Here is an 18,335-nt window from a genome sequence, read left to right on the forward strand (position 1 = left end):
GGGCGGGGAGCTACTGGCTGTTCCTGGCCGCGTACTTCGTGCTCGCGGCGGGGGTCGTGATCGTGCAGGTGGTGGCGAACCCGCTGATCAGCCTGCTCGGCAAGCCGGAAACCACCAGTTCGCGCCTGACGTTCGCGCAGGCGTTCAACTCGCTGGGGACCACGATCTTCCCGATCGCGGGGTCGGTGCTGATCCTCGGCAGTCTGGCCAAGGTGTCCGCCCATGACCTGACCGGAGAGGCGCTCGACGCCTATCGCCGCGCGGAGAGTGCCGCGATCGTGCACGGCTATCTGGGCATCGCGGTCGCCCTGGCGATCGTCGCGGGAGCCGTGTGGATGTTCCGCAATCGTCTCCCGGTCGAGAAGCACGGGGACACCGACGGTTTCGCGGGCTTCGATCTGCTGAAGCGTCCGCGCTTCGGCTACGGCGCGCTTTGCATCTTCCTGTACGTCGGTGCGGAAGTCTCGATCGGCTCGCTCATCGTCAGCTACCTGATGCAGGACCATGTGATGGCGCTGCCCGAGCAGTCGGCGGGCAAGCTGATCGGCCTCTACTGGGGCGGAGCGATGGTCGGCCGCTTCATCGGTTCGGCGGTGCTGCGCGTGCTGAACCCCGGCATCGTGCTGGCTTTCAACGCCTGCGCGGCGATCGCGCTGATCGCTCTTTCGGTGACGTCCAGCGGCCATGTCTCGGGCTATGCCCTGCTGGCGGTGGGGCTGATGAACTCCATCATGTTCCCGACCATCTTCAGCCTCGCCTGCGACAAGCTGGGCATGCGTGCGGCGGACGGGTCGGGCATCATCAACGTCGCGATCTGCGGCGGGGCGATCGTGCCGCTGGCGACCGGGGCGATCGCCGACGCGGCCGGGGGCAATCTCGGCGTGGCGCTGGTGCTTCCGGCGCTATGCTACGCCGTCATCGCGGGCTTCGGCCTCTTCGCGCGCAAGAGCGCCGCACAGGCGTAGGCCAACGCCGCCGCGATGCATTCATGGCCCGTCAGCCGCCGCTGGCGGGCCATTATCGTCCGTGGTATTCTCCCTGACGCACTCAAGAATGAGGCGGCATGGAGAGAGGCTATGGACGGTTTGGAATCCGTATTTTGCGCCTGCGAATTCCGCATCTTGTGCATTGCGGTGATGTGCACCGGCACGATCGCGGCTCTGACGGTTGCCTTACTGACCTGAGGCTGCACCCGGGATCAGGCCGACCGGCGCGCCCATCTCGATGATCCGGTCGTTCAGCGTTTTCAGGATGCGCAGGAACTCTGCCATGTCCGCTGCCGGAAGAGTCTCGAAGAACTCGGCGGCGAACGCATCTCGGTAAGGCGCGACTTCCTGCACCACCACCGCCCCGGCCGGCGTAAGGCTGATCCGCTTCGCGCGGCGATCGTTCGGATCGGGCGTGCGCATCGCCAGGCCATCGCGTTCCAGCGCATCCACAGCCTCGGTCACCGTGCGCGGCGCCTGATTGAGGGTGTCGGCGATGTCGGTCGAGCGGATCGGCCCGGCGCGATCCAGCAGCATCAGCAGCTTGAGCTGCGCAAGCGACGTGCCCCGCTCGCGCACGCGATCGTTGAACAGGCGATGCATCCGCTGGTGCAGATCGCGCATCTCTTCGAGGATTTCTTGCTCGATGCTCATGACGAGAAATAGTGTGGGACCATATAAAATGGTGTTGCCATACATCGCGCTTAGGTGCAAGTGCGAGCCCAATCGCCGCTGCGATGCAGCAATAACGGTATGGATTTCGACTGATGGCAACGGATTTGAGCGAATCGCAGGGGCAGTCTGCCGCGAATCAGGGACCGGAACGGGTGCCACCGCTCAAGCGCCCGGGTGTGCGTCGTGGTCTGCTGGCGGCGGGTGTTCTGGTGCTGGTGGCGGGCGGGTTGTGGCTGGCCCAGTACCAGATCTACGGCAAATTCGAGCAGAACACCAACGACGCCTATATCCAGGCTGACGCCGTCACCATCTCTCCCAAGATTTCCGGCTATGTCGAGCAAGTCCTCGTCGGTGACAACCAGGATGTGAAGGTGGGCCAGCCGCTCGTCCGCATCGACCCGCGCGACTACGATGCGCAGGCGCAGCAGTATCAGGCCCAGATCGACGTCGCCAAGGCCAATGCCGACAATGTTCGCGCCACGATCGGCGAGCAGGAAGCGGCCATCGCGCAGGCGCGCGCCCAGCTTGCCTCGGCCGAGCAGGACGCACGCTTCGCCGCTGGAGAGGCGGCCCGCTACGCGCCGCTCGCCGCCAGCGGAGCGGAGACCGCCGAGCGTCTGTCCAGCTTGCGCAATCAGGCGGCGAAAGCCCGCGCCGTCGCGGATGCACAGCGCGCCACGCTGCTTTCGGCCGAGCGCCGGATCGCTTCGCTCAATGCGCAGGTCCGCCAGGCCGACGCGCAGGGCGAGGCGGCGCGTGCGCAACTGGCCGCCGCGCACATCAACGTAGGGTCGACCGTGCTGAAGAGCAGCGTTGCGGGCCGGATCGGCGACCGTACGGTGCGTGCCGGGCAGTTCGTGCAGGCGGGTACGCGGCTGATGTCGGTGGTGCCGCTGTCCAAGCTCTACGTCACCGCCAATTTCAAGGAAACCCAGATCGGCCTGATGCGTCCGGGCCAGCCCGCGACGATCGAGATCGACGCGCTGGACGGCACGAAGATCGCCGGACACGTCGAGAGCATCTCGCCGGGCACGGGCGCGCAGTTCTCCCTGCTGCCGCCGCAGAATGCCACGGGCAACTTCACCAAGATCGTCCAGCGCGTGCCGGTGCGCATCGCCATCGACGCGGGCACCGAAGCGCGGCGCGTGCTGGTGCCGGGCCTGTCGGTCGTCGTCACCGTCGACACGATCTCGGCCAAGGGCGCGCAGCGCAGCATCGCCGCTCAGGAAGAGGCACGCCGGGACGCCAAGCCGTGAACGACGCGGTTTCCGCGCCTCAACCTGAACAGCGCGCCGATGCGGCGGCCTGGCTGGCTGTGGCGGCGGGCACGCTCGGTGCGCTCATGGCGACGCTCGACGTGTCGATCGTCAACAGTTCGCTGCCGACGATCCAGGGCGAAATCGGCGCCAGCGGCACCGAGGGCACGTGGATCGCGACGGCCTATCTGGTGGCGGAGATCATCGTCATTCCCCTCTCCGGCTGGCTTGAGCGGCTGCTCGGCCTGCGCACGCTGCTGCTGGTCGCCTCGATCCTGTTCACCCTGTTCTCGATTGCCTGCGGTCTTTCGACGACGTTGCCGATGATGATCGTCGGCCGCATCGGGCAGGGCTTTACCGGCGGCGCGCTGATCCCGACGGCGATGACGATCGTGGCGACACGATTGCCTCGCGCGCAGCAACCGGTAGGCAACGCCCTGTTCGGTGCGACCGCGCTGCTGGGGCCGGTGGTCGGCCCTGTGCTTGGCGGCTGGCTGACCGAGAACGTGAGCTGGCACTACGCCTTCTTCCTGAACCTGCCGGTCGGCATCGCGCTGGTGACGCTGCTGCTCCTCGCGATCCCGCACCAGCCGGCCAAGCTGCACCTGATCCGCGAGGCGGACTGGCTCGGCATCCTCGGCCTTGCGCTGGGGCTGGGCGCGCTGACGGTCGTGCTGGAAGAGGGCGAGCGCGAACAGTGGTTCGAATCCTCGCTGATCATCACCCTGACGCTGATCTCGCTGCTGGGCTTCGCCTTGCTGGGGCTTGGGCAGGTGGCGGCGCGCAAGCCCGTCATCCGGCTGAGCCTCCTGCTCAACCGGCAGTTCGGCAGCGTCGTCGCCATGGTCACCGTGGTCGGCATGGTGATTTACGGCACGTCCTATGCGATCCCGCAGTTCCTTGCGACCATCGCCGGGTACAATTCGCTGCAGGCGGGGCAGGTGGTGATGCTCTCGGGCATTCCGGTGATGCTGATGATGCCGATCACGCCCTGGCTGCTGCGCAACGTGGACATCCGCATTTCCGTCTGCCTCGGGCTGTGCATCCTGGCGCTCAGCGCCTGGCTGGAGACCGGGCTGACTGCCACGTCCGATAGTTCGGATTTCACCGATTCCCAGCTGCTGCGCGGCATGGGCACCGTGTTCTGCATGATGTTCCTGAATCAGGCGGCGATCCGATCGGTGCCGCCGGAGCAGGCGGGCGACGCCTCGGGGCTCTACAATTCCGCGCGCAACCTGGGCGGCTCGTTCGCTCTGGCCGGGATCGCCATCATCCAGGACCAGCGGCTGTGGCTGCATAGCCGCAGGCTCGAGGAGAGCCTCAACGCCAACTCGCTGGCGGTGCAGGACTACGTCGCCGGGCAGGGGAGCGGCGCCTTGCGCTCGATCGCGGCGACGATCCAGACCCAGGCGCTGACGATGACGTACAGCGACATGTTCTGGATCATGTCGGTGGGGATCGTGTTCGTGATCCCGCTCGTGCTTTTCCTGCGCCCGCTGCCCAAGAACGCGCCGCTGGCGTCCGGACATTGAGGAAGACCATGCGTTCCCAGATTCTGCTGCTTTCCCTCGCCACCGGCTTGCTGGCCGGTTGCACCGTCGGCCCCGACTATGCCGGGCCGCCCAAGACGGCATCGGATGCCGCTGGCGCGGCCTTCGTGCGCGCCGATGCGGGCACGACCAGCGCGCCGCCGGTCGCCGACTGGTGGAAGACCCTCGGCGATCCACAGCTCGACGCCCTGATCACCCGCGCTCTTGCCAGTAACACCGACATTCGCGCTGCCGAAGCCCGGTTGCGGCAGGCCCGGGCCGCGCTGGGCGAGCAGCGCGCGAACAGCGCACCCAAGGCGAGCGCCTCCGCCCTCTATGCCCACGCGCACATTCCCGGGGCGAGCCTGGGGTCCAGCGACAGCAGCGGCAGTTCCAGCAGCGACCTCAACCTCTACAACCTCGGCTTCGACGCGAGCTGGGAGATCGACCTGTTCGGCGGCCAGCGCCGCACCGTCGAAGCCGCGCGCGCACAGATGGAAGGCACCGAGGCGAGCCTTGCCGACGTGCAGGTCAGCATCTCCGCCAACGTCGCGCAGAACTACCTGAACTTGCGTGACCGCCAGCAGCGCATCGCGCTGGGCGAGCAGTCGGTGGCGATGCAGACGGACATGCTGGCGCTCACCCGCCAGCGCTTCGACCGCGGCACGGCGACAGCGGCGGACGTCGCGCAGGCCGAGAGCCAGCTGGATGCGACGCGGGCACGGATTTCCCCTCTGGCGGCCGAGCGGGACGCCTATCTCAATGCCCTGGCGGTGCTGACCGGTCAGCAGCCTGGCGCGGTCGATGCGGACCTGTCGGCGGCCGGTGAGATACCCTTACCCCCCGCCTTGGTGCCGGTGGGTGACCCTTCGGTGCTGCTTGCGCACCGTCCCGACATTCGCGCTGCCGAGCGTACGCTGGCCGCCGATACCGCGAAAATCGGCCAGGCGGAGGCCGCCCGCTTCCCGCGCCTGTCGTTCATGGGCCTCATCGGCATCGGCGGCACCAAGATCAGCGATCTCGGCAATCTCGACGATTTCGTGGCGGTCGGCGCGCCGCAGCTGAGCTGGAGTTTCCTCGATTTCGGCCGCACCAAGGCGAAAGTCGGGCAGGCCAGGGCGACCCGTGACGAGGCGGAGGCCCGCTACGACGGCACCGTCCTGTCGGCCCTGCAGGACGCGGAAGACGCCCTTGCACGGTTCCGCGAAGCCCGCGTGACCGTCGCCTCGCTGGCGCGCGTGCGGGACAAGGCGGCTCTGACCGAACGGCTGGCGCAGAGCCGCTATCAGGCTGGGACAGCAACGAGAATCGCCGCGCTCAGCGCTCGCAACGACCTCAACCGCGCCGAGCAGGACCTCGTCTCAGCGCGTGCCGCCCTGACAGGGGATTACGTCGCCATCCAGAAAGCGCTGGGCTTCGCCTGGCGCTGAGCGCTGAGCGCAGGCTTGCGCGAAACATGCAGCGGTGCCTATTAGCGGCCGATGCGCATTGCTCTATTCGAACCGGAAATCGCCGGCAACGTCGGCGCCGTCCTTCGCCTGTGCGCCTGTTTCGGTGTCGGTGTGGACCTCATCGAGCCGATGGGCTTCGAGTGGGACGACCGCCGCGTGCGCCGCACGGCGATGGACTACATCGATCACGTCAGCGTGACGCGCCATGCCGATTTCGAGGCGTTCAGAGGCACGGTCGGCGAAAGCAGGCTGGTGCTGTTCACGACCAAGAGCAGCGAATCCGCCTACGAGTTCAGCTTCCTGCCTGACGACGTGCTGTTGTTTGGAAAGGAAAGCGCAGGCGTTCCCCCATCGGTCGCCGATGCATGCCATGCCCGCGTGCGTATTCCCATGCGTCCGCAGGTTCGCTCGATGAATCTCGCGACTTCGGCGGCGCTGGCCCTTGGCGAAGGGTTGCGGCAGACTTCGACATTGCCTGGCTGAAGATTGCGGATCTGACGATTACGGGGGCGATCAACAAAACTGCCGCGCTCGCTCAAGTGCCGCCCGGCACCAGAGCTATAGTCGCAGCCATCACCACGGCGGGGACGCATGCAGGCAGACACCATCATCACCGGCGCGACCGTCATCACGATGGACGCCGAGCGCCGCGTCATCCGTAACGGTGGCATCGCCTTTTCAGGTGACTGCATCGTCGCCGTGGGGAAGGCCGCCGATCTGGCGGCGATCGAGGCGCGCGAGGTGGTGGATGGCTCCCGGTTCCTGCTGACGCCGGGCTTCGTCAATGCCCATGTCCACCTCACCGAGACCCTCATCCGGGGCTTCATTCCCGGCGACCTGCCGTTCGACGAGACGCTCGGCCGCTGGGTGATCCCCCTTTACAAGGACCACGCGCCCGCCGAACAGGCGGTTGCGGCGAAACTGGCCATCGCGGCGATGCTGCGTACCGGCACGACGACCTTCCTGGAGGCGGGCACGGTCATCGCCTTCGACGAGGTCATGGCAGCAATCGCAGAAACCGGCATTCGGGGGCGGGTCGGCCGCTGGACCGAGGATCGCGCCTGGGACCCGGCCGCCAATGCAGAGGCGCTCACCCGGAACGCTTTCGCGGCGCTGGAGCGCGATCTGGAGGCATACCCGCAGGATGGCCGCCGCATTGCCGCCTGGCCCAACCTCATTGGCCACATGACCGCGACCGACGCCTTGTGGCGGTGCGTGACCGATCTCGCCCGGCGAACCGGCACCGGGGTCTCCGCGCACATGAGCCCTGTCGCCGGCGATTCCGCATGGTATCTTGCCCAGACCGGAAAGCGCGCGGTCGAGCATCTGTCCGACCTTGGCGTGCTGGGGCCGCATCTCAACCTCGTCCACATGGTCCACATCGATGCGCGCGAAGCCGAACTGGTCGCGGCGAGCGGAGCCAATGTCACACACTGCCCCGATGCGGCCCTGCGCGGCGGTTACGGCGTGACGCGGCGCGGGCTGTTTCCGGAAATGGCGGCGGCGGGCGTCAATATCGCGCTTGGAACCGACGGCGCGGACAACCACGACATGATGCGCGTCATGGCGCTGATGGCCTCGTTATTCCGCGACGCGCGCGAGGACCGTTCGCTGTTCCCCGCGCACGCAGCGCTGGAGATGGCGACGCTGAACGGCGCGAAAGTGCTCGGGTTGTCGGACAGCATCGGCGCTCTGGCGGTCGGCATGAAGGCGGACATCGTCGCGCATGACATCCGGCGCCCGGAATGGGTGCCGCTCAACAATCCGGTCGAGCAGCTGGTCGCCTCCGCCGATGGGCGGGGCGTCGATTCGGTCTGGGTCGATGGCGTGCGTGTGGTGGCCGATCATCGCTGCACTCTCATCGACGAGGACGCGCTCTGGACCGAGGGCCAGGCGATGGCGGAAGCGGTGCTCGGGCGTTCGGGATTGCCGCTGGTCAGCGAATGGCCGATCATCTGACGAAGGAAGGGACGCACAAGGTGGAATACTCGGCGATTACGGTGACCCCGCTCACCCCCGGCATGGGCGGGGTGGTCTCGGGTGTGGACCTCACGCAGCCGCTCTCCAATCTGGAGGTGGAGGAACTGCACCGCGCGCTGGAGGATCGGCTGGTGATCTTCTTTCGCGATCAGCCCATCGACCATACGGCGCACAAGCGCTTCGCCAATTACTTCGGCGGCATCCACATCGCGCCCAGCACCAAGCCCTGGCAGCAGCCGGGACACCCCGAAATCACGGTCATGCACGCCGACGGGGATTCCACTTTCGTCGCGGGCGAAGACTGGCATTCGGACATGAGCTGCGATGCCGAGCCTCCGCTGGGTTCGGTGCTCTACCTCCACACGGTGCCGCCGGTGGGCGGGGATACCGCGTTTTCCAACATGTATGCCGCCTACGATGCGCTTTCGGACCGGATGAAGGCGCATCTTGACGGGTTGACGGCGGTTCATGACGCGGTGGTCGGCTTCGGCGGCATCACGCCGGAGGGCATGAAGCTGCCGCGCAGCACGCATCCTGTGATCCGCACGCATCCGGCTACGGGCCGCAGGGCCATCTATGTCAACAAGGGATACACCACGTATATCGAAGGTCTGCCGCGCGCCGAAAGCGACGCGCTGCTCGGCTACCTGTTCGATCACGTGAAGCATCCGCTGTTCCAGTGCCGCTTCTCCTGGGCGCAGCATTCGATCGCGTTCTGGGACAACCGCTGCACGCAACACTCGGCGACCTGGGACTATTTCCCCCAAGTCCGGTCCGGTTTTCGCGTGCAGATACTTGGCGATGTTCCTGTTTGACATGTGAACTGGAACTGTAGTTCCACCCTACGGCCATTAATCTCAGGCGGTGCGTGGGGGCTCGGCTGCTCGGTCGATGGAGGGCAGGCGGTCCTCGACCAGTACCAGCACGTCGCCGATGATCGTGCGCATCGCGACCCGTGCGGCGCTCGCATCCCGAGAGGCGATGGCATCGCGTACCTTGGCGTGTTCGGCAACGTCCGCCGTGCGTCCCTTGATCCGATTGGTGAAGCGGATCGAGGTGCGCAGCGCGTTGCCGACCACGTCGCGTAACTGGATGTAGAACGGGTTCTTCGAGGCCCGCAGCACTGCGACGTGGAAGGCTATGTCGGCCTCCAATGGGTCATCCAGGCCCCGCTCGGCCGCTTGCATGCGGCGCAGGCCGTCGTCGATGCGCGTGATATCGTCCTCACCCGCGACGCGGGCGGCGAGGGCTGCGGCCTCGGGCTCCACTGCCACGCGCAGTTCGTTGAACTGGCGCAGCAGGTCTAGCGAAAGCCGGCGTTCCAGCATCCAGCGCAGCACATCGGTATCGAACAGATTCCACGACGATGTCGGCTGAACCGTCGTGCCCTGACGCGGGCGAGCGCTGAGGAGCCCCTTGGCGGTCAGCATCTTCACCGCTTCGCGCGTCACCGACCGGCTGACACCGTGCTGCTTGGCGAGTTCCGCCTCGGTCGGGAAGACCTGGTTCTCGAACCGGCCGGTGACGATGGCGCGGCCGATATTGTCGAGCAGTCCGTATGTCAGGTTCCGGCCCAGCTGGGTCGCCGGTTCATCGACTGTGAGATGGGAAGACCCTGCCACGAAACCGTCCTTGTCCTTTTCGTTGCGCCGTCGCGCAATGCCATCGTAGTGCGCGTGGCAGGCCGGACAAGAACGTTTCATATGATAATTATGATTTGAAGGCCGGCCCGGAAGCGTGGCCTGAGGGCGATCACCGCACCGGGCATCTTCAGTACGAGCGAAGGATGGTTCCCCTTGAAGCCATCCCTCTCTAATCGGCTATTTCACGGATTCGGTTCGCCAGCGCCTCCATTGCGAACGGCTTGGTCATGATCGCCATGTTCGGCGCCAGCTGGTTGTTGCTCATCACGGTCTGCTCTGCATAGCCGGTGATGAACAGCACCTTGAGCGCGGGCAGGCGGGCCAGTGCGGCATCGGCTATCTGCCGCCCGTTCATGCCTCCGGGCAAGCCGACGTCGGTTATCAGCAGGTCGATCGGCTGTCCGCTTTCGATGATCCGCATGGCGCTGGGTCCGTCGTGCGCCTTCATGACCCGATAGCCCAGCTCCTCCACGACCTCGACCACGAGCATCCGCACCGTCGGTTCGTCGTCCACGACGAGGATCCGGCCGGTTCGCTGCGATCGTTCGGCGACCGGTTCCTGCTCGGGAACGGGCGCTGCAACGGCGGCGGGCGCCTCCGTCCCCTCGTGTCGCGGCAGGTAGAGGCGCATGATGGTGCCTTGCCCGGGCTGCGTCGCGATACCGATCTGTCCACCGGACTGACGCGCGAAACCATAGATCATGGACAGGCCGAGCCCGGTGCCCTCTCCGATCGGCTTGGTGGTGAAGAACGGGTCGAAGGCGCGTTCGACGACGGCCGGTGTCATGCCGGTGCCGGTGTCCGATACACTGATTTCGACGTATTCTCCCGGCTCCAGGTCCTGCTCACGCGCCTGTCGGTCTGACAGGGTGACATTGGCGCTAGAAATCCGAATAATGCCGCCGCCGGGCATGGCATCGCGCGCATTGATGCACAAGTTGAGCAGCGCGTTCTCAAGCTGGTTGGGATCGACCAGGGTGGACCACAGCCCGGAGGAAGACGAGGTTCGCACTTCGACCTGCGGCCCGACCGTGCGACGCACCAGATCCTCGATGCCGACCACGAGGGCTGCGACATCGGTAGGAGTCGGTGCCAGCGTCTGGCGGCGGGAAAAGGCAAGCAGCCGATGCGTCAGCGCTGCCGCCCGGCGCACCGCGCCTTGCGCGGCGGTCGAGTATTTCTCCAGTTCGCCAGTGCGGCCTTGCCCAATGCGTGTGTGTATCATCTCCAGCGCGCCCGAGATGCCGGCCAGCAGGTTGTTGAAATCGTGCGCGAGGCCGCCGGTGAGTTGGCCGACTGCCTCCATCTTCTGCGACTGGCGCAGCGCATCCTCGGCGCGGTCGCGCTCGGCGGCGGTTTCGAGGACTTCCTCGTGAAGGCGGCGGCGTTCTTCCTCGAGTTGGCGCTCCACCGCCTTGCGAGCGGACACGTCCTGCATGGCGCCGACCATGCGCTGCGGCCGTCCGGCCTCGTCGCGGATGACGTAGCCGCGGTCGAGAACGTCGGCGTAGCTGCCGTCGGCGCGGCGGAAGCGGTATTCGTCCGTCCAGTCGGTGCCCTGTCCGTCAATGACGCGGAAGATGCTTTCATGGATGCGGCGAGCGTCGTCAGGGTGGATTTGCGACAGCCACCATTCACCGGTCGGAGCCACTGCCTCGGGCACGTGACCGTAGGCATGGGCCAGGGCCTCGTTCCAGGTGACGTGGTCGGCGCGCAAGTCCCAGTCCCACACCGCGTCGTTGGTGGCCCGCCCGGCAAGGCGCAGCCGCTCGCCCACTTCGCGCAGGGCCGCATTGGCTTCCCGGTCGCTGGTGACGTCCTGCACGGTGCCGATCAGGCGTACCGGCGCGCGACCTTCGAAGAAGGCGAGGCCATGGGCGCTGATGTGGCGCAGTTCGCCGTCCTCGATCCCGATGGTTCGGTACTCGACCTCGAAATGATGCGATCCATCAGGGTCTAGCGATGCCGCCACGGCGCGGTCGGCGCGGTCGCGATCTTCAGGGTGAAGCCCTGCAAGGAAGGCCGTCTCGTAGCTGACGCTTACACCCGGGGAGAGGCCGAACAAGGCGCGGCAGCGGTCGTCCCAGGTCAGCGTGCCTTCGCGCGGGCGATAGTCGAAGCGGCCCAGTTCGGCGGCGCGCACGGCCAGTTCCAGTTCCTCGCGGCTGCGCTCCAGCGCGCGCTCGGTGCGGCGGCGTGCGGTCAGGTCGGTGAACAGGACGGCGACGTGGTGCCGGGCGGGGTCATCGACGCGATAGGCCTGTACGGCGTACCAGCGGTCGTCCAACTGGCGGGCGGGAAGTTCGATCCGTTCGGGGCGGCCAGTCCTGGCGACACGGCCGTAGAGATCGAACCAGTGCTGCTCATGGGCGGGTGCGATCTCGCGCATCCATCGGCCCTGGGCATTGGCGATGCCGGTGTAGGCCTCGAAGGAATCGTTGACCTCTATGAAGCGATAGTCGCTGGCCTTGCCATCATCGTCGAATACGACTTCGACGACGCAGAAACCGGAATCGATGGAATTGAAAAGGGAGCGATAGCGCTGCTCACTGGCGCGCAAGGCGACTTCGCTGCGGGCGCGATCGACGGCATCGCGGGTGCGCAGGGCGACGTCTTCCACTTGCCGGGTCTCGCTTTCCGTCCAGATGCGCGGGGTTGCGTGGTGGACATAGAGAACGCTGTCGAACCTGCCTTCGCGGAAGATCGGACAGACCACCAGCGCATGCGAGCCGATGCTTCGCCAGCCTTCAGCGAAGGCGGCGGTGCGCGGGTCGGTATCGCTGTCGGCGACTACCAGCGTGTGGCCAAGGCGCAGTTCTGCGATGATCGCGGGGCCGAAGCTGTCGAGCACGCGCGTCTCTCCGGCGAGGCTTGGCAGGGTGCTCGACCAGTCCGCGTCCAGATGCGCCCTCACACCGTCGTCGCTTATCGTGGCGAAGCCGCAGCGGCCAGCCGAGAGGTGCTCGCCCAGCAGTTGCGCTGCCGTGGCGAGGATGTCCTCGGCGTCTTCGCTGCGGCGCATGCGGTCGAGCAGACGCAGCTGGAATGCCTGCCATTTACGCAGTTCCTCATGGCTGGGCCGGCCGAAAGCGTCGGTCATGCGTGGGCCTCGACAGGTAGGACCATTCGGCAGACGACCCCGTCGGCCGTGAAGTTCACCGTCGCTCCGGTGCCTTCTCCGCGGGCGAGGCTGCGGGTGATCAGGGTCTGGCCGAAACCGTGGCGCCTGGGTGATTCCACGCGCGGGCCTCCGCTTTCCGTCCACATGATTTCGTAGAGATCGCCGTCGAGCGCGCGTCCCCTGACGGTCACGCAGCCGGTTTCGGCCGATAATGCGCCGTACTTGACTGCGTTGGTCGTAAGTTCGTGCACGACGAGGCCGAAGGCGATCGCGACGTCGGGTGCGACCAGACGATCCAGTGCGGCGAGTTCCATGCGTGGTCCGGGAGAAGAAAGGTAGGGCGCGAGTTCGGAGCGGATCATCGCGGAGAGGTCAACCCCGGTCCAGGAGACATCGGCGAGCAGGTTGTGGGTGGCTGCCAGCGCCTGGATGCGGCGCGTGAAGCGCACGCGGAAGTCGTCGAGCCCGTCAGAATTCGACAAAGTCCGACTACAGATGGACAGAACCATCGACAGCGTGTTCTTTACGCGGTGATCCAGTTCATGCATCAGCAGGGTCTGGCGCCTATCGTCCGCACTGCGCATGGCGTTGGCATCCCCCTCGCGGATGGCACGCAGGGCTTCTTCCGCTTCGTGGAGGCGGCGCCTCAGTTCCTCCACCGAAAGCGCCTCCAGCGCCGCGGGAATCGTCACGGGGGTAGCCGTCAGGCCGTTTTCGTTTCCAGCTGCCATGCCTGTCCCGAACCATCTCTAGAATCGGTGCTTAAGCGAGGCCCCGATGCGAGGCAAACGCTCTGGATCGCCCGGCGTTCCGGCGCGCGGTCAGCATTCCACGACGTTGGCGGCGAGACCGCCGAGGCTGGTTTCCTTGTACTTGCTCGCCATGTCCACGCCGGTCTGGCGCATCGTCTCGATCACCGCGTCGAGGCTGACGATGTGGCGCCCATCGCCCTGCAGGGCGAGATAGGCGGCGTTGATCGCCTTGACCACGCCCATGGTGTTGCGTTCGATGCAGGGGATCTGGACGAGGCCGCCGATGGGGTCGCAGGTGAGGCCCAGGTTGTGCTCCATGCCGATCTCGGCGGCGTTCTCGATCTGCTGGTTGGTGCCGCCCAGCGCCGCGACCAGACCCGCCGCCGCCATCGAGCAGGCGACGCCGACTTCGCCCTGGCAGCCCATCTCGGCCGCCGAGATCGAGGCGCGCTTCTTGTAGAGGAAGCCGATCGCCGCGGCCGTCAGCAGCAGGGTGCGCTCTCCCTCGCGGTCGGCCCCTGGTACGAACTTGCGGTAGTAGAGCAGGGTTGCGGGGATGACCCCGGCGGCGCCGTTGGTAGGGGCGGTGACGACGCGGCCGCCCGCTGCGTTCTCCTCGTTCACGGCCAGCGCGAAGAGGCTGACCCATTCGAATGTTTGCGCCGGGCCGAAGCTGTCCTTCTGGGCGCGCAGGCGGGTGTGAATGGTCCGGGCGCGGCGACGCACCTTGAGGCCGCCGGGCAGCAGGCCTTCCTGCTTCAGTCCGCGCTGGACGCAGGCGTCCATGGCGTCGATGATGCGGTCGAGCCCCGCAAGCGTCTCGGCTTCGGGCCGCCAGACGCCTTCGTTGCGCAGGACCAGCGTGGCGAAGCAGAGGCCGGTTTCCTCGCCCAGCGCCAGCAGTTCCGCGCCCGAGGAGAACGGGAAAGGCTGGCGCAGGTTGTGCCCGCTCTCGGGCGTCAGGGGTGGAAGGGACGTCGCATCGCCGCGCACCACCGCGCCGCCGCCGACGGAGTACCAATGCTGCTCGACCGGTTCGGTCCCTTCCGCGAACCAGGCGGTGAAGCGCATGCCGTTGGCGTGAGCGGGCAGGAACTCGCCGAAATGGAAGACGGGGTCGGTGCTCTCGTCGAAACCGATCTCCGTGTCGAAGGTCCGGCTGACGAGGCGGCCGTGTTCGCGAATGTCGGCGATGGTCGCGGGCACGGCATCGGGATCGACCGACTCCGGGCGCAGCCCCGAGAGGCCGAGCAGCACCGCCGCGTCGGTCGCATGGCCCCGCCCGGTCAGCGCCAGCGAGCCGTAGAGGTCGCAGGCGACGCGCGAGGGCGCCTGCGGCAGGCTCTCCATGAACGCCAGCGCCGCGCGCATCGGCCCGACCGTGTGCGAACTGGACGGGCCAATGCCGATAGAGAAGATGTCGAGAGCGCTGATCGCGACAGCCGAAAGCGCGGCGTCGGTGGAGAGAGGGGCGGCATCGGTTTGCATCCCCGCCGTATAAGCGCCGCTTGCGAGGGGCGAAAGTGCCCTCGCAGCCTCGATCACGGCAGCGAGCGGTAGAACTCCAGCTTCATGTCCTCGGCCACGCATTCGAGGATCGGCGGGACCAGCCGGTCATGGAAGTCTATATGCATGTGCTTTTCGTAGGCGGCCTCGTCGCGGAAGGTGGCGACGACCTGGAAAAGGTCGGGATCGGCTTCCGACTGGAACAGCTCGTAGACGAGTGCGTCGGGCTCGTTCTGGAAGACGAGGCCCTTCAGTTCCGACTGCAGGGCAATCATGTCGCCGCGCTTTTCCGGACGGGTGCGCAGCTGGGCGATGAAGCTCTTGGCGGGCATCGGGTCAGGCCCTGCCGTGAGGCGCGAGGTCGAACAGCAGCTCGCGTTCGTACGTGCCTTCCATGCAGCCGACGATCTTTTCGATCAGCGGCTTGTTGTGATCGTAGGCCATGTGCGCCTCGTCCGCGGCTTCGTCCACGAAGCTCTCGTGGACGGCGAACATGCCAGGTTCGGCAAGGCGGAAGAACTTGTAGGCAAGCGTGCCCGGCTCCCGCTTCGACAAATCCTCCATCTGGCGGGCGAGGGCGATGAAATCGTCCTGCCGGTCGTCGCGGACCCGGAAGCGGGACAGGAAACTGAAGGCCATGGGGCAATCTCTCCTTTCAGCGCGGGACGAGTCGCTCTCTTTCCCGCAGGTTCTCTCCGAATGCCGCGCCTATCCCGGCGCGTGCTCCATGGAATCGAGGATAGGCGATCGCAAAATAAAAACAATCATGAATGCATGCTATATCGCGTTTTCCCGCCCCCTGAGAAGTTTGCCGACAACCATCGCATGAGCCCGGGGCATATGACGAAAATAGTCGTCAAAAAAACATACATGAATGATTGCCAAACGCCGTCTTCGTGATAATCCTTAATGCAACCCGCAAACAAATGGCGGGGCATTAGGAGAGAGAGGCATGTTCACCAGGCAGCTTTACTGCTCGTCTTGCGCGTTCGCGCTCGTCGCCGGAATCGCAAGCACGCCAGCCTTCGCACAGGACAATTCAACCACCGACGCAGCCCAGCAGCAATCGGGGCCGCAAGCGTCGGGTGGCCTGGCCGAGATCGTCGTCACCGCAACTCGCCGCGCCACCGACCTTCAGTCCACGCCGGTCTCGGTCTCGGCGGTCGATAGCACGCTGATCGCACAGGCCGCCCCGCGCGATCTCGGTGACATCGCGGCTTTCGTACCGAACTTCTCGGCGGCGACGATCGCCAACTTCAACGCCGCCAGCTTCGCCATGCGCGGCGTGGGGCAGACCTCCATCATCGTCTACTTCGAGCCGCCGGTGGCGGTGCTGGTGGACGACTTCGTGGTGCCTTCCGTCCAGACGCAGTTGCTCGATACTTTCGACATCGCGCAGGTCGAAGTGCTGCGCGGGCCGCAGGGCACGCTGTTCGGCAAGAACACCACCGGCGGCGTCGTTACAGTGCGCACCAAGCGCCCGCAGATGGAATACGTGGGCGTCGATGCGCGCGCCGAGTACGGCGACTTCGGCCAGAAGAAGGTGCAGGCCGCGCTCAACGTGCCGATCGGCGATATCGCCGCCTTCCGCCTCGTCGGCGGTTACGAGAAGTCTGACGGGTTCTACAAGAACGGGGCCTGTTACGGCCCGGTCACCGGCTTCGTCGACAACAAGTTCCAGGGGCGCAGCGGCTGCCTTGGCGGCGAGACGATCGGTGGCAAGGACGTGTGGCAGGCCCGGGCCAAGCTGCTGGTCGAGCCTTCGCCCAATTTCAGCGCGCTGTTCCAGTACGAATGGATTCGCGATCGTTCGGACTCGGTGCCGTCGGTGAACGAGAACTATCTCTATACGGGGACCAACCCTTTCGTCACCGACCTGCTCGGCCTGACCGATCCGAATGCGCAGGGCACCGATCCGCTCAAGCGGGCGGCCTATACCGGACGGCATGACGGCCTGCTGTTCATGGACAAGGGCCAGCGCATTTCGGTCGACGGGCTCTACGCCAACCTCGAATATGACACCGGCATCGGCACCATCACTTCGGTCTCGGGCTATCGCAACCAGCGCTCGCGCATTCCCAACTCCTACGCGGGTGCGACGGCCGTGGCGGAAGACGGCCAGTACCTGTCGTTCTTCGACGCGACCCGCGATGACAACCGCAAGACCTGGCAGCAGGAACTGCGCTTCGCCTCCGACTTGCAGGGGCCGTTCAACTTCGTCGCGGGCGGGTTCTATCAGCGCGACAAGATCGACTTCTGCGTGGCGCAGATCCTCGGGTTCCTCGACCTCACCTCCGGCCCGCTGCCGTTCGGCAACTGGAACGACACGCCCTACGTGCTGTGTAATGCGCAGCGGGCCAAGTCGCGCGCGGTGTTCCTCGAAGGCACGCTGAAGCTGGGCGACAAGCTGACGATCGCGGCGGGCGGGCGCTATACCTGGGACGACAAGACCTGGCTCGGCCGCCAGCAGACCTTCATTCCGGCACTGAACGGCGGCTTCGACCCGACCATCACCATCAACGAGGCGCTCGACGCCAGCGTCTACAACTACCCGGCGGGCGTCGTCAGCGTGAAGGGCAAGTGGCGCGAGCCGACGTACCGCGCCAGCATCAGCTATCAGGCGACCGACGATATCTTCGTCTTCGGCGGCTATTCGCATGGTTACAAGGGCGGCGGCTTCAACGACCAGATCGGCGGCTTCGCGGCCTTCGGCACCGACCTCGACGCCTTCCGCGCCGCCGCGCGGCCGACCGATCCGGAAAAGGCCGACAGCTTCGAACTGGGCTTCAAGTCGCAGTTCCTCGACAACCGGCTGCGCTTCAACCTCACCGGCTTCTACGTGAAGTACAAGGATCTGCAGAAGCAGCTCAACGTGCCGATCGTGGTCAACGGCCAGCCCAATCAGGTTACGTTGTTCGTCAACGCCGCCAGCGCCGACGTGAAGGGTATCGAGGCGGAACTCTCCGCCACTCCGGTCGAGGGCCTGACCCTGCGCGGCGTGCTCGGCTACCAGGACGGTAAGTACAAGACCTATACCGCCGAGAACGCAGGCTATGACCTGGCCTCCGCCCCGCTGGACCGCGCGCCGAAGTGGCAGTGGACGCTGGACGGCTCCTATGCGCTGCCGCTGGGCAGCGACTACAAGCTGACGGTGAACGGCAACGTCGCGTATACCGGGCGCAACCTCAATACGCAGGCGATCGACGATCCGCTGGGCAACACGTTCCTCAATGCGAGGACGCTGGTGAACGGCTCGATCACGCTCGCGCAGGCGGATGACCGCTACTACGTGCGCCTGATCGGCAAGAACCTGACCGACAAGCGCTACCGCGTGGCGGTGCAGAACGTCGCGGGGCTGTGGCTCAACTCGCAATACGGGGCGCCGCGTTACTTCGGTGTCGAACTCGGGCTGTCGTTCGGCGACCATCTTTGAGAG

Annotated in this window: 15 protein-coding genes; 8 read left to right on the forward strand and 7 right to left on the reverse strand. The window is 66.1% G+C overall.

Annotated features, from left to right (window positions below; genetic code table 11):
* The coding region (gene gluP / locus LH128_RS14325; RefSeq protein ID WP_008830362.1) for a glucose/galactose MFS transporter at positions 1-965 on the forward strand (965 nt) is incomplete at its 5' end.
* 207 nt (positions 966-1,172) lie between these two features.
* Here the strand turns inward: gluP and LH128_RS14330 are convergent.
* Entirely contained in the window at positions 1,173-1,760 is a 588-nt protein-coding gene (locus LH128_RS14330; protein WP_172705055.1) for a MarR family winged helix-turn-helix transcriptional regulator, read from the reverse strand.
* Here LH128_RS14330 and LH128_RS14335 point away from each other — a divergent pair.
* The 6 genes from LH128_RS14335 (at position 1,754) to LH128_RS14360 (ending at position 8,692) form a co-directional block, all read left to right on the forward strand.
* Positions 1,754-2,917, forward strand: a complete 1,164-nt coding sequence (locus LH128_RS14335; protein WP_008830364.1) for an HlyD family secretion protein — start codon at positions 1,754-1,756, stop codon at positions 2,915-2,917. The two genes, LH128_RS14330 and LH128_RS14335, sit on opposite strands and share 7 nt — an antisense overlap.
* Complete coding sequence (locus LH128_RS14340; protein ID WP_008830365.1) at positions 2,914-4,449, forward strand: MDR family MFS transporter; 1,536 nt, start codon at positions 2,914-2,916, stop codon at positions 4,447-4,449. The genes LH128_RS14335 and LH128_RS14340 overlap by 4 nt, the downstream gene beginning before the upstream one ends.
* 8 nt (positions 4,450-4,457) lie before the next feature.
* Positions 4,458-5,876: an efflux transporter outer membrane subunit gene (locus tag LH128_RS14345; RefSeq protein WP_008830366.1), complete on the forward strand. Its 1,419-nt coding sequence runs from the start codon at positions 4,458-4,460 to the stop codon at positions 5,874-5,876.
* 51 nt (positions 5,877-5,927) lie between these two features.
* The gene (locus LH128_RS14350; protein ID WP_008830367.1) at positions 5,928-6,380 is read left to right on the forward strand and encodes a tRNA (cytidine(34)-2'-O)-methyltransferase; all 453 of its coding nucleotides are present in this window, start codon (positions 5,928-5,930) and stop codon (positions 6,378-6,380) included.
* Between the two features lie 108 nt (positions 6,381-6,488).
* Entirely contained in the window at positions 6,489-7,856 is a 1,368-nt protein-coding gene (locus LH128_RS14355) for an amidohydrolase family protein (RefSeq protein ID WP_008830368.1), read from the forward strand.
* A complete protein-coding gene (locus tag LH128_RS14360) occupies positions 7,841-8,692 on the forward strand; it encodes a TauD/TfdA dioxygenase family protein (protein ID WP_008830369.1) in 852 nt (283 codons plus the stop codon). Before LH128_RS14355 ends, LH128_RS14360 begins: the two co-directional genes overlap by 16 nt.
* A 42-nt stretch (positions 8,693-8,734) precedes the next feature.
* Here LH128_RS14360 and LH128_RS14365 read toward each other — a convergent pair whose 3' ends face one another.
* The 6 genes from LH128_RS14365 to LH128_RS14390 form a co-directional block, all read right to left on the reverse strand.
* Positions 8,735-9,580: a FadR/GntR family transcriptional regulator gene (locus tag LH128_RS14365; RefSeq protein WP_008830370.1), complete on the reverse strand. Its 846-nt coding sequence runs from the start codon at positions 9,578-9,580 to the stop codon at positions 8,735-8,737.
* Positions 9,581-9,689: 109 nt separating this feature from the next.
* Positions 9,690-12,620: a PAS domain-containing protein gene (locus LH128_RS14370; protein ID WP_008830371.1), complete on the reverse strand. Its 2,931-nt coding sequence runs from the start codon at positions 12,618-12,620 to the stop codon at positions 9,690-9,692.
* Positions 12,617-13,372, reverse strand: coding sequence for a sensor histidine kinase (locus LH128_RS14375; protein WP_008830372.1), 756 nt, complete (start codon positions 13,370-13,372; stop codon positions 12,617-12,619). The genes LH128_RS14370 and LH128_RS14375 overlap by 4 nt, the downstream gene beginning before the upstream one ends.
* 90 nt (positions 13,373-13,462) lie before the next feature.
* Complete coding sequence (locus tag LH128_RS14380) at positions 13,463-14,881, reverse strand: L-serine ammonia-lyase (protein ID WP_008830373.1); 1,419 nt, start codon at positions 14,879-14,881, stop codon at positions 13,463-13,465.
* Positions 14,882-14,934: 53 nt separating this feature from the next.
* Positions 14,935-15,231, reverse strand: a complete 297-nt coding sequence (locus LH128_RS14385; protein ID WP_008830374.1) for a putative quinol monooxygenase — start codon at positions 15,229-15,231, stop codon at positions 14,935-14,937.
* A 4-nt stretch (positions 15,232-15,235) separates the two neighbouring features.
* The gene (locus LH128_RS14390) at positions 15,236-15,538 is read right to left on the reverse strand and encodes a putative quinol monooxygenase (RefSeq protein WP_008830375.1); all 303 of its coding nucleotides are present in this window, start codon (positions 15,536-15,538) and stop codon (positions 15,236-15,238) included.
* 313 nt (positions 15,539-15,851) lie between these two features.
* On the opposite strand from LH128_RS14390, the gene LH128_RS14395 reads away from it, so the two are divergent.
* Complete coding sequence (locus tag LH128_RS14395) at positions 15,852-18,332, forward strand: TonB-dependent receptor (RefSeq protein ID WP_008830376.1); 2,481 nt, start codon at positions 15,852-15,854, stop codon at positions 18,330-18,332.
* The last annotated feature ends 3 nt before the right edge of the window (positions 18,333-18,335 follow it).

Origin of the sequence: Sphingomonas sp. LH128 (assembly GCF_000293195.2) — a bacterium.
Classification (GTDB): domain Bacteria; phylum Pseudomonadota; class Alphaproteobacteria; order Sphingomonadales; family Sphingomonadaceae; genus Novosphingobium; species Novosphingobium resinovorum_A.